This window comes from Bacteroides nordii, from assembly GCF_019930665.1.
Classification (GTDB): domain Bacteria; phylum Bacteroidota; class Bacteroidia; order Bacteroidales; family Bacteroidaceae; genus Bacteroides; species Bacteroides nordii.
On record NZ_CP082886.1, the window covers coordinates 234,742 to 247,131 of the forward strand.

Annotated in this window: 7 protein-coding genes and 2 pseudogenes; 5 read left to right on the plus strand and 4 right to left on the minus strand. The window is 43.0% G+C overall.

The window, feature by feature from the left end; translation table 11 throughout:
• Nucleotides 1–4: 4 nt before the first annotated feature.
• Nucleotides 5–862: an AraC family transcriptional regulator gene (locus K8P02_RS00865; RefSeq protein ID WP_002559345.1), complete on the plus strand. Its 858-nt coding sequence runs from the start codon at nt 5–7 to the stop codon at nt 860–862.
• Nucleotides 863–1,170: 308 nt separating this feature from the next.
• Here K8P02_RS00865 and K8P02_RS21865 read toward each other — a convergent pair.
• From K8P02_RS21865 to K8P02_RS00875, 3 genes and pseudogenes are all read right to left on the minus strand, one after another.
• A pseudogene (locus tag K8P02_RS21865) lies at nt 1,171–1,794 on the minus strand (DEAD/DEAH box helicase); the annotation flags it as partial.
• A 159-nt stretch (nt 1,795–1,953) separates the two neighbouring features.
• Nucleotides 1,954–4,662: pseudogene (locus K8P02_RS00870) on the minus strand (AAA domain-containing protein); the annotation flags it as partial.
• Nucleotides 4,663–4,748: 86 nt separating this feature from the next.
• Nucleotides 4,749–6,263, minus strand: coding sequence for an MFS transporter (locus K8P02_RS00875; protein WP_002559347.1), 1,515 nt, complete (start codon nt 6,261–6,263; stop codon nt 4,749–4,751).
• A 287-nt stretch (nt 6,264–6,550) separates the two neighbouring features.
• On the opposite strand from K8P02_RS00875, the gene K8P02_RS00880 reads away from it, so the two are divergent.
• Together K8P02_RS00880 and K8P02_RS00885 are read left to right on the plus strand one after the other, a co-directional pair.
• A complete protein-coding gene (locus tag K8P02_RS00880; RefSeq protein ID WP_002559348.1) occupies nt 6,551–7,750 on the plus strand; it encodes a glycoside hydrolase family 88/105 protein in 1,200 nt (399 codons plus the stop codon).
• Nucleotides 7,750–8,706 (plus strand): pectinesterase family protein, encoded by a 957-nt coding sequence (locus tag K8P02_RS00885; RefSeq protein WP_025867816.1) that lies wholly within the window; start codon nt 7,750–7,752, stop codon nt 8,704–8,706. The genes K8P02_RS00880 and K8P02_RS00885 overlap by 1 nt, the downstream gene beginning before the upstream one ends.
• A gap of 316 nt (nt 8,707–9,022) precedes the next feature.
• On the opposite strand, the gene K8P02_RS00890 is transcribed toward K8P02_RS00885, so the two are convergent.
• Entirely contained in the window at nt 9,023–9,364 is a 342-nt protein-coding gene (locus K8P02_RS00890; protein ID WP_002559350.1) for a cupin domain-containing protein, read from the minus strand.
• Between the two features lie 121 nt (nt 9,365–9,485).
• Between K8P02_RS00890 and K8P02_RS00895 the strand changes: the two genes are divergently transcribed.
• Together K8P02_RS00895 and K8P02_RS00900 are read left to right on the plus strand one after the other, a co-directional pair.
• On the plus strand, nt 9,486–11,213 hold the full coding sequence (locus K8P02_RS00895) for a pectinesterase family protein (protein WP_007484130.1): 1,728 nt from the start codon (nt 9,486–9,488) through the stop codon (nt 11,211–11,213).
• Between the two features lie 15 nt (nt 11,214–11,228).
• Nucleotides 11,229–12,380, plus strand: a complete 1,152-nt coding sequence (locus K8P02_RS00900) for a dienelactone hydrolase family protein (protein WP_025867815.1) — start codon at nt 11,229–11,231, stop codon at nt 12,378–12,380.
• The last annotated feature ends 10 nt before the right edge of the window (nt 12,381–12,390 follow it).

Here is a 12,390-nt window from a genome sequence, read left to right on the forward strand (position 1 = left end):
GAATATGGAGCAAAGAACATCAACAACTGAAGAGTATCACAGATGTGTCAATATTGTGATTGAGTACATTAACAATCATTTGGGTGAAGAGATTGACCTGGAAAAACTGGCCGAAATTTCCCATTTCTCACCCTATCATTTCCACCGCATTATGAAAGCGTTTTTGCATGAACCGTTGGGAGCATTTATTGTACGCACAAGGATCGAGACTGCAGCCCGGTTACTACGTTACAGTTCAATGTCTGTGAGTGATATTGCTTATCAGATAGGTTATGGTTCTCCTTCTTCGTTGTCGAAAATCTTTAAGCAGTTCTATGGTATTTCACCCAATGAGTATAGAAACAATAAAGACCACGTTATTATGAAACCATTAGAAATAAATCCGGCACTGGACGTGACAATGGAAGTACGCGAACAGCAACCGAAACAGGTAATTTATGTCCGATTGACAGGAGCGTATATGGCTCTGGCATATTGCGAAGCATGGAAGAAATTATATGCTTACGTGAGCGAAGAGAAAATAGATACCCGCTATATGGAATATATTTGTATCTACCATGATGATCCAAAGGTGACCGAACCGAAGAATCTGCGGACAGATGTCTGTTTTACTGTGCCCTCGCCTGCACAACCCAGAGGAGAGATTGGCGTGAAAGAGATTCCGGGAGGAAAGTACCTGATATTTCGCTACAAAGGACCTTATGCTAATTTGGGTGCCGTATATGACACTATTTACGGGCATTGGATACCACAGGGTGGCTATACAGTCAGCAATTCACGTGGGTATGAATCCTATCTGAATAGTCCGGAATCGACTCCTCCGGAAGAATTATTGACGGAAATATGTATACCGGTAGAATAGCCTATCCGAATGGATAATGAATACCATCTGGCATACTTCTCTTTGCGAGAAACATAAAAAGCCTCTTCTCTCGAAGGGGCTTTTCTTGTTTACTTGCCTTTAGATTGAAGCGAATTCAATGTATCATGAATTCTTTATGGCAGTAAACGTTAAAGCGAAAAAAAGGGAAGTCTCACGACTTCCGCAATTCTTCTAACCTTAAATCTAAATCTCTATGAAAAAAACGTAGCGCAAATATAGCGGTTTGTTCGCTATTCAGGTGTTAATAAACCGCATAAAGAAAGAATAAAGGCTAATGATTGCAAATGTTATTTAAAACAAACTTGCTTATTTGCCAGTTTTATCAGACTCAGATAGATAGGGTTTAGTTCCAGTAGATCAGGCACTCCGGTGATAAACATTTGTTTCCGGGCACGGGTCATGGCTACGTTTAATTTACGATCTATCAATATTCCATTATCTTCTGTCAGGTTTGAGAGAAATTTGAGCTGATAGGGGTAATTGACGCAAAATGAATAAATAATAATATCCCGTTCACTTCCCTGAAAACGCTCTACAGTATCAATCAATATTTCATTGAGTGCAGGGATGTTCAGCCGGGCTATTTCTTGTTTGATAAGTGCTATCTGACTGCGATAGGGGGTGATGATCCCCAAAGTACGTGTCGTATTGAAGTTCTCTGCTCCTTCTTTTTGATAGATTGTCAGAGCCAAACGGGCTGCGATACGGGCCTCGGAGTGATTCATTTTGGCGGAAGCACCTGCAGGTTCCGGTTCGGAGGGATAAAAAGCAAGGCGGGTAATGGCTGATGAATCTTCCTGTTGATGAGGGAGTCCTACAGGGAGTAGGCGCCCTTCGTAGAAAGTGTGGTTGGCAAAGAGGGCTACTTCCGGGTGCATACGTCCTTGCCGGCAAAGCATATCGAAGGAGAATTGACAATTGACAGTGGACAGTTGACAGTTAGGCAGTTGACAGTTGACAATTGACTGTGGACAGTTGCTGCGCTGTGTGCATGTTGCATCGCAATTGACCACTGTCAATTGTCCACTGTCAATTGTCAACTGTTCATTGTCCATTGTCAATTCTCTAACGGCTCGATAGAGACGTTCAAAGAGAGAGTCTTTGAGATTTGTCAACCCGATGGCACGCAACTGTTCGTCATGTACTTCTGATTGCTCTTCTCGTTGAAGAACTACGGCCGGCAGCTGCTTATGGTCTCCGATAAGGATGAATTTGCCAATGGCATCGTTGCCTGTTGTGTTACGTGCACAGAGAATACCTAACAACTGTGGTTCAAGAATTTGGGTGGCTTCGTCAATGATGGCTACATCAAACGTTTTTAGTCTGAACAATTCCGGTTTACCGGAGATAGAGGCTACTGTACCTACGAATATCCGGCAACGGGTGATCCTTTCCACCACTTCCGAACGGCGGCTACAGAGGGATAGTTCATTTTCTATCAGGTGGTTGCGATAGGCTTCGTCACAGGAAAGTTCACTACCGACACGGATAAAATCTACTTCAGGCTGTATGGAAGAGAGGGATTTACAGATTTCGTCTACAGCCCGATTGGTATATGATAGGAGAAGTATTTGCGTATTCTCTTCCTGATAGAAAGTCTCCACCATTTTTTTCAGGGCACAAGAGGTTTTTCCCGTGCCAGGAGGTCCTATCAGCAGAAAGTAATCCTGTGCTGCCTGTGCTTTGAGAGCAACACGGCTGAAGTCATCCGGTGCAGTAGAAATACGGGTGGAAAAAGTTTCATCGAAAGCGGGAAGACGCTGGGCAAGCAGCAAATCTCTGCGCTTTTGAGTGGCCGATGCAAAAGCCGACAATCCCTGATACATGCTTCGGAAAGTAGTGTCCATTGTATCATGTTCGATAGCGTACAGACTTTCAGGAGGAAGGACGGACGTATTTTGTTGGGTAGCTCTCAACCGGATGTGTATTTCATTTTCGGTGAGAGATTCTATGTTGGCTTTGAATACCATTTTATTGGTGACGTTGTCTGTATCCGTGTTGCGTTCGTATAAGACTATGGCATCCCCTTGGCGGAAATTAGGTAGAGCTTCTTCCCGGATGTCCCCTCTGGATAGGATAATACTTGCTTTGTGTTCATCGGCAGCATGGTTTTCTTTGATACGAAGGTCATATAGAATTTCTCCGGCCTCACATTTTTCAGCCAGTGTTGAAAGCCATAAAGCGGCTGCTCCTGTGCGGCCTTCATAATCTACATCACCTGATTTAGAGGTGTATAGCTCTTTGGTGATGAAGTTGTAGATTGTGTAAAAATAAGCCTGCTCCAAAGAAGAGAGTGCCGAGAGGCGTTGGGCAAATACATCAATGGAAGGACGAAGGAATTGTTCCCAGAAACGTCCATGAAGCCCTCGTTCATTTAGTGTTTCGGCATTGATTGACTGTAACTTTTGGGCTGTATATTCCGGACTGTTACGTAACTGAATACCATATTCGTCGGCTACAATGCGATTACGCAAATCGATAACCCGACGTACCATTGCCCATGACGGGCGGGCGGGATAGAGTAACGGATAACGCGTATATAGTAGGTAAGCTTTTACCCGGTGGTGATCCATTTTCATCGAATACTGGAGCACTGCCTGGTAGAGAAGCATCTGTACCTTATTATTTTCTTTGGGTTCTATTTTGTTACGGATACTGTATTCGTCACCTTTTCCGGATTTCATTTCGATGAATGATGACATATCCCGCTGCATGTAGTCCAGACGTCCCTGCAACCCCAATGCTTCGCAAATATAAGAAGGTTCCAGTACGGCATCTGTTTTATCCATTTCATAACCGGGGGCGTGGAAAGTATCGGTCACTACCTCCCGGATATGTTCAAAATGTTTTTTGCAGTCGTCAAAGAACTGCCGTTCTTTTTCCTTATCCTGTAAATCGGCACAAGCTGCCAGTTCGATAGGGTAACGGCGGAAAGCTTTCTGCATACACGAACGGTAGTCCACTTCTCCGTCCGCATGGATCCATTCGTCTAAAAAGAGGTTGGCAATATTTCCCAAGAGTAAGGGACGTGCATTCTCTATGGGTTGCAAACGTGCCAGCAGATAGTTGGCGGGATGGTGCCCGTAGTCGCGAAAACATTCTGCCAGCGAACTGATATCTATCAGGTAATCCGGTTCAAGAACGATGAAAGAGGGAGTGAGTATTCCTTCCTTATCAATAGCCACATCGAGGAGGTTGATTTGTGCATGTCGCCAGAGAAGTTTACAGGTTTCCGTGAACTCTTCATTTATTTGTGGAATGTTGTATCGCACTCGCAATGGTTCGTCGGTAATACTATCCAGCGGATTGACATATAAAAAGAATTCATCTGAATATTGAAAACAGACCCGCATTCTTTCTACTTGTTTGTGAGCCAGTGGAGCAACGATATAAGTAGCATCTGCCTTAGGGAGTAGCCGATACAATGTTTCGGGGATATCGGTTCCGGAAAGTTTCTTCAGGAAAAAGGCAATAGTTTTCGCATCACGCAGTAGTTTCTCTCGTTGGGGAACTTCTCTTCGGTTTAAAACAGCGTTTGAAGTGAGACGGAAGGTATGTAAACGGTTTTGTTCTGCAATGGATAATTCTATGCGTGCTGCTACGAAGCTGATTCGTGCGGACAGATCGGTCATTTGCAGACTTTCATTTGGCATTTGGCTACGACAAAGACGCTCGAGCAGGTCGCGCATTTGTTTATAAGCTATGCCGAGTTTGTCATCCTGAGTACAACAAGCAGTGAGCAGGATGTCGAAAGACTCTTTGATTTCCTCTTTTTCCATGGGGGACAAAGATAAGGAAAAAAAGAGCTGCATCAACCATTCGTTGACACAGCTCTTTGCTATTTATAAATCTTGTGTGTGAAAGATTATTCCAGTACGATAGGTTTGTATTTCGGTACCAAAGCTTTCATTACAATCCAACCAACAAGATAGGCTACTGCGCAAACGCAGAAGATAATGAAATAACCGGCTGGTTTACCGGAGAATCCCATGAATTCCATAGCCGGACGTACAAACTGTGCACCCTGAGCCAGCAAGTCTGGTGTCATTTCCACTTCGTTTCCGTCTACAATTGTTGAACCGGAAGCATATACAAATAAGTTACCTGCTACTTTCTGAAGGATCATAGAGCCGAAACCACCAGCCATACCACCGATACCGGTAATACTTGCAATAGCTGTTTTGGGGAACATATCACTTACAGTAGAGAAGATATTTGCTGACCAGGACTGGTGAGCGGCACCACCTATACCAATCATAATAACAGGAAGCCATGGAGAGATAGTACCCAGCGGTTGAGCCAGCAATACTACCAGCGGGAAGAATGCGAAAATCAACATCGCTTTCATACGGGCTGCATACGGGTTCATACCTGTTTTATTAATAAAGATAGTAGGAAGTTTACCTCCATAGATAGACAACATGGTGATTGCATACAACGTAAAAATCAATCCCATACCCAAACCACTTGAAGTCTTGATACCGAACTGTGTGAACAGATAAGAAGGAGTCCAGAAGAGGAAGAACCACCATACGCCGTCTGTCATAAACTTGCCGAAAGCGAATGCCCAAGTCTGTTTGTAACTGAAACACTGCCAGAATTTCATCTTCTTTTCGTTCTTTTCCTCTACATAAGTACCACCTATTTCGTGTTTGTCCTGTTCGATGTATTCCAACTCAGCCTTATTCACGTGTTTACTCTTTGCGGGAGGAGTATACATGAATACCCAGAAGCCCATCCAGATGAAACCAAGGGCACCAATAACAATGAATGCCATTTCCCAACCCCAGAATTTAGCAAGAACTGGAATGGTTAACGGAGCAATCAACGCACCGATAGAAGCACCGGCATTGAAGATAGAAGTTGCATAAGCGCGGTCCTTCTTAGGGAAATATTCGGCCGTTACTTTAATAGCTGCAGGGAAGTTACCGGCTTCACCGAGTGCCAATACGCAGCGGGCAGCCAGGAAGCAATACATACTAACGGTAGCAATAGTGACTACAACAGTACCTGTTGCAGCAGCTAGCTCAGCAGCACTGTGAAGACCCACTACATGCTCAGTTACTATACCGCAGACTGCATGAAGACATGCACCTAGTGACCATACACCGATAGCCCAAAGGAAACCTTTCTTTGTTCCCATCCAATCAACGAAACGTCCTGCAAACAACATGCAGATTGCATATACAATGGAAAATACAGAGGTAATAGTACCGTAATGTGATTCGTCCCAGTGGAATTCAGGTTTGATAAATTCATCCCACGTCAGCGATAGCACCTGACGGTCGAGGTAGTTTACTGTTGTCGCGAAAAATAACATAGCGCAGATGGTCCATCTGTAGTTTGTCATTTTACCCATCGCATTTTGAATTGTACTCATGATAAATGATTTAAAATTATTAGTTCTGATTCTGGGGTCAAAAATACACATTATTTGATGTAAATCAACATATTTATTGTCTCTTTTGCTGTAAATTTTGTCTGAATACTACCAAAATTGTCCAAAAACGCTAAAAAACTACGTTATCGCACACGAATTTAATGTTTGCGCGCACGAAAACTTATAAATACACTATTTGAATCGAAATCTACACACCGTATAAAAAAAGACTCGCTATCTTTGTCCCATTAAAGGAATAAATCTAATTACCGATAACCAAAATGAGAATGAAGAAGAATTCGATTTGTAAAATTTTTGTCCTGGGAACTTTGCTCTGTTCTGTTTCTCTGTCTGCTCAGAAAGTAAGTGATAAACTGCCTTGGTCCGTTCGAATGACGGAGTCGGAGATGATTCGTTGTCCCGAATCCTGGCAACTCGATTTTCAGCCTAAACTGAAATGGGACTACTGTCATGGACTGGAGCTTCAGGCAATGCTCGATGTATATGATGCATATGGTGATAAAAAAATAGTTGATTATGCACTGGCATATGCTGATACGATGATTCATAATGATGGTAGCATTGTTACTTATAAATTGCATGAATACAATATTGACCGTCTAAATTCCGGGAAATTCCTTTTCCGTATTTATGAAGAGTCTAAAGATGAGAAGTATAAGAAAGCAATTGATTTGTTGCGTAGTCAGCTTGACACGCATCCACGCAATGAGGATGGTGGTTTCTGGCATAAAAAGATTTATCCCAATCAGATGTGGCTCGATGGTATCTACATGGCTTCTCCTTTTTACGCAGAATATGCTTTTCGCAACAATCAGGTGAAGGATTATGCAGATGTAGTGAATCAGTTTATTACTGTAGCCCGTCACACTTATGATCCGCAGAATGGGTTGTATCGCCATGCTTGTGATGTGAGTCGTAAAGAACGTTGGGCCGATCCCGTAACAGGACAATCGAAACATAGTTGGGGACGTGCTATGGGGTGGTATGCAATGGCTTTTGTAGATGCACTCGATTTCATTCCGAAACATGAAGCAGGGCGTGATTCAATGCTTGTTATCCTTAATAATATAGCAACTCAGGTGAAACGAATTCAGGATCCGAAAACCGGATTGTGGTATCAGGTGCTCGACAAGAGTGGTGAAAAAGGAAATTATCTTGAATCTTCCTGTTCGACTATGTTTGTGTATGCTCTATTCAAAGCGGTACGTATGGGATACATCGATCAGTCTTACCTGGATGTGGCATTGAAGGGGTATAAAGGGATTCTGGATAACTTTATCGAAGTAGACAATGACGGTTTGGTGACCATAACGAAAGCCTGTGCCGTTGCCGGACTGGGTGGAAAGAACTATCGTTCGGGAGATTATGATTATTATATTAATGAGACGATTCGTGATAATGACCCGAAAGCTGTAGGGCCATTCATTATGGCGAGTCTTGAGTATGAACGTTTACAGAAGAAATAATGAGAAGGTTAGTGAGAGTAGGTCTGTTGCTGCTGTTGGCTTGTATCGGAACGGTACAAGCACAGCAGAAACAAGATACGATTGTAGTGGCGCGTGATGGTACCGGAGAATATCGTACTATTCAGGAGGCGGTGGAGGCTGTTCGTGCTTTTATGGATTACACCGTTACTATATATATAAAGGATGGGATTTATAAAGAAAAACTGGTTATTCCTTCGTGGGTTAAGAATGTACAACTGGTAGGTGAGAGTGCCGAGGGTACTATTATTACGTATGATGATCATGCCAATATTAATAAGATGGGTACTTTTCGCACTTATACTATTAAGGTAGAAGGAAATGACATTACTTTCAAGAACCTGACCATCGAAAATAATGCAGCTCCGCTTGGGCAAGCGGTAGCGCTACATACAGAAGGTGACAGGTTGATGTTTATCCATTGCCGTTTTCTGGGAAATCAGGATACGATATATACAGGTAGAGAAGGGGCGCGTTTGCTGTTTACCAGTTGCTACATAGAAGGAACTACCGATTTTATCTTTGGTCCTGCTACTGCTCTCTTTGAGCGTTGCACTATCCATAGTAAGCGAAATTCTTATATAACAGCAGCTTCTACTCCTGAAAATGTAGCGTTCGGTTATGTATTCAAAAACTGTAAACTAACGGCTGCTCCCGGGGTAACTAAAGTGTATTTAGGGCGTCCCTGGCGTCCTTATGCATCTACTACTTTCCTCAATTGTGAGTTTGGAAGTCATATCCGTCCTGAAGGGTGGGACAATTGGCGCAATGAAGCAAATGAAAAGACAGCCCGTTATGCTGAGTTTGGAAATACCGGTGAGGGCGCTGTAACCGCCGGGAGAGTGAAGTGGGCAAAACAATTGACCCCTAAAGAAGCTTTGCGTTACACTATTGAGAATATTTTCACCGATAGTAGCAATTGGTATCCGTATAAATAGTTGAAAGAGCACAATATTTCCACATAATTAATCAGTTTCTACCCAACATAGAACGATATCTCCCATAGATTTGTATCCGATGATGGTATGAGGGTCCGTTGTTACCTTTTGATAACTATAAGAAGCATAGAAAATAGAATTCTACTCTTATATACCTATATACCTCTACAATTCCGTATTGGTGGAAAATCAAAAAATGGTAATTATAGAATAAAAGAGAAGTCTCCCCTCCGCAGTAAAGTCGTGATGACTTACGGGGATGATGTTCTTTGCAGAAGAGGGTGTACCAGTTTCCCTGTGCACCCTCTATTTCTTTTTATTTTAGGAAGTCTGCCCGCATCGGACTGAAGCAGTCAATCAGTATTCCGGCTTCCAGACAAATGCATCCGTGCTCTGCATCAGGTTCAATATATATACCGTCTCCGGTTTCTACTATCTGTTTTTCACCGTTTACGGTGAATTCGAATTTACCGCTTGCCACGTATGTAGTCTGAGTATGGTAGTGAGTATGCGGTGTTCCTATAGCTCCCGCTTCAAACTTTACCTTTACCAGCATCACTTGTCCGTCGTATCCCATAATCTGGCGAACAACCCCTTCACCTGCCGGTTCCCATACTTTTTCCTTCTCTAAAATGAATGTTTTACTTCTTGTTTTCATACTTCAAATTTTAAAAACCTGTCCAAATATACAATTATTCCACCTAAAACAACGGTTTTTATACGGCATTCAGCTAAAAACTCTGTAAGTTTGCACAACAATATAAATAAGTTCGACAAAAATGAAAAACAAACTGGTAGCTCTATTGAGCATCTTCTTTCTCTTATCTGCTTTTAAAGCAGATAAACCAGTGCTTACCATATTTATGATAGGCGACTCCACAATGGCTAACAAAAATATCACAGGTGGCAATCCGGAACGTGGGTGGGGGATGATGCTACCCGGATTCTTCAGTGAAGAGGTACGTATTGACAATCATGCGGTAAACGGACGTAGTTCTAAAAGCTTTATTGATGAAGGACGTTGGGACAAAGTGATTTCCCAGGTGAATAAAGGCGATTATGTTATTATTCAGTTCGGACATAACGATGAAAAGCCCAAAGAGGACCGGCACACTGTACCTGGAACAACTTTTGACGCTAATCTGCGCCGTTTTGTAAATGAAACCCGGGCGAAAGGAGGAATACCCATCCTTTGCAATGCAATTGTACGTCGTAATTTTGTCCGTCCGCTGGATGCAAGTATAACCAAGGATACACGCCACGATGCCGGAGAAACAGAACCGGTTCAGGAGGGTGATACTTTATTTGATACACATGGTGCCTATCTTGAGTCTCCCCGCAATGTGGCAAAAGAGTTGGGAGTGGCCTTTATTGACATGAATAAGATTACTCATGATCTGGTGCAGGGGTTGGGACCGGTAGAATCTAAAAAACTATTCATGTGGGTAGCCCCCAATAAAGTACCGGCTTTCCCGAAAGGACGTGAAGATAATACACATCTCAATGTATATGGGGGACGTGTAGTAGCCGGTTTGGCGGTAGATGCCATTGCAAAAGCAGTTCCTGAGCTGGCAAAGTATGTCCGTCATTACAATTATGTGGTGGCGCAGGATGGCAGTGGTGATTTCTTCACTATCCAGGAGGCTATAGATGCGGTGCCTGATTTCCGTAAGGATGTGCGTACTACTATTCTTGTTCGCAAAGGTATATACAAAGAAAAGGTGGTAATACCCGAGAGTAAGATTAATATATCACTGATAGGACAGGAAGGTGCTGTGATTTCTTATGATGATTATGCCAATAAGAAGAATGTTTTTGGAGAGACCAAAGGAACTTCCGGATCATCTACCTGCTATATTTATGCTCCTGATTTTTATGCGGAGAACATCACCTTTGAAAATACTGCCGGACCTGTTGGGCAAGCCGTAGCTTGTTTTGTTTCTGCTGATCGGATCTTTTTTAAAAACTGCCGGTTTCTTGGTTTCCAGGATACCCTTTATACATACGGAAAAAACAGTCGTCAGTATTATGAAGACTGTTATATAGAAGGTTCTGTCGATTTTATATTTGGTTGGTCTACTGCTGTCTTCAATCGTTGCCATATTCATAGCAAGAGAGATGGGTATGTTACAGCCCCTTCTACGGATGCAGGAAAGAAGTATGGCTATGTGTTCTATGACTGTACGCTCACTGCCGATGATGGCGTGAAAGGTGTTTATCTTTCCCGTCCATGGCGTCCCTATGCGCAGGCAGTATTTATTCGTTGCAATCTAGGCAAACACATACAACCTGCCGGATGGCATAACTGGGGGAAAAAGGATGCAGAGAAAACGGTATTCTATGCCGAATATGAGAGTTTCGGAGAGGGCGCCAATCCAAAGGGCCGTGCCACTTTCTCTCATCAGCTCAAAAATCTGAAAGGATACCAGATAGAAGAAACCTTAGTTGGAGAAGATGGATGGAATCCGGTAAAGAATGGAAATGCATTGGTAAAAGTAGTGCGATAATAAAAGTAAATGCGAATGTTGAAACGAATCTGCTTTTGCTTATTGATCTTTGTTTCATTAGCAAGTACGGCACAAGAGGTGTCTTCTTATGAAATAGAGAAAGATTATCCTGTTTTCCTCGATCAGATAAAACAGGAGCTTACCTATCCTATGGCTTGGGGAAATAGTCCGTTGAAGGATTTTCCCATTTGGCGGAAAACCGCTCGTGCTACTGTATTGGAAGCCATGTTAACTCCGCCTCCTGTTGCCAGCAAATATGATATGGAGGTAGTGTCTATAGAGCATCGTTCCGGATATGAAGCCCGTAAGATTCGTTTCAATCTTTCTGCCTATTCCCGTGTACCTGCCTATTTATTGGTACCTGAGGGGGAAGGACCTTTTCCTGCCGTCGTATTACTCCACGACCACGGAGCGCATTTCTCCATTGGAAAAGAAAAAATGATTCGTCCTTTTGGTGTCGATTCTCTTGTGTTGTCGGACGCTGACAAATGGGTACATCAATGTTATGATGATCAGTATGTAGGTGATTATCTGGCTTCCAAAGGCTACGTAGTGATTTCTATTGATGCCCTTTTCTGGGGAGAACGCGGGCGTAAGGAAGGCGTACGTTATGAAAGTCAGCAGGCATTGGCTTGTAGCTTTGAGATGTTGGGACGTAGTTGGAGTGGATTTATCTCTTATGAAGATATGTATACCACCGATTTTTTAGCTTCTTTGGAAGAAGTAGATGCCGGTCGAATCGGTTGTATGGGATTCTCGATGGGTGCCTATCGATCCTGGATGCTTTCGGCTCTGTCTGATAAAATAAAAGCCGGAGCGGCTGTTTGTTGGCTTACTACGACGGAGTATCAACTTTCTCCCGACTATGGGCGTGGTAAAGGAGATTCTAATTATGCCAATGTGCTTCCCGGATTAAGGCGCTATCTGGATTATCCGCACATTGCTTCTATAGCCTGCCCCAAAGCGATGCTTTTTTTTAACGGACGGAAGGATAAACTTTTCCCGGTTCTGGCTGTAGAAGATGCTTATGCACAGTTGCACCGGGTCTGGAAGAGCCAGTCTGCCGATGATAAACTGATTACTAGACTATGGGATTTACCTCACTTCTGTAGTAAAGAGATGCAGGAGGAGATACTGGCATTCTTTAATAAGCAACTTGCAAATTAAATTCCTGCTT

Excerpts from the sequence above, each read along its gene's own strand:
- K8P02_RS00865 (WP_002559345.1), top strand. The coding sequence starts at position 5 with ATGGAGCAAAGAACATCAACAACTGAAGAGTATCACAGATGTGTCAAT.
- K8P02_RS00875 (WP_002559347.1), bottom strand. The coding sequence starts at position 6,263 with ATGAGTACAATTCAAAATGCGATGGGTAAAATGACAAACTACAGATGG.
- K8P02_RS00880 (WP_002559348.1), top strand. The coding sequence starts at position 6,551 with ATGAAGAAGAATTCGATTTGTAAAATTTTTGTCCTGGGAACTTTGCTC.
- K8P02_RS00885 (WP_025867816.1), top strand. The coding sequence starts at position 7,750 with ATGAGAAGGTTAGTGAGAGTAGGTCTGTTGCTGCTGTTGGCTTGTATC.
- K8P02_RS00890 (WP_002559350.1), bottom strand. The coding sequence starts at position 9,364 with ATGAAAACAAGAAGTAAAACATTCATTTTAGAGAAGGAAAAAGTATGG.
- K8P02_RS00895 (WP_007484130.1), top strand. The coding sequence starts at position 9,486 with ATGAAAAACAAACTGGTAGCTCTATTGAGCATCTTCTTTCTCTTATCT.
- K8P02_RS00900 (WP_025867815.1), top strand. The coding sequence starts at position 11,229 with ATGTTGAAACGAATCTGCTTTTGCTTATTGATCTTTGTTTCATTAGCA.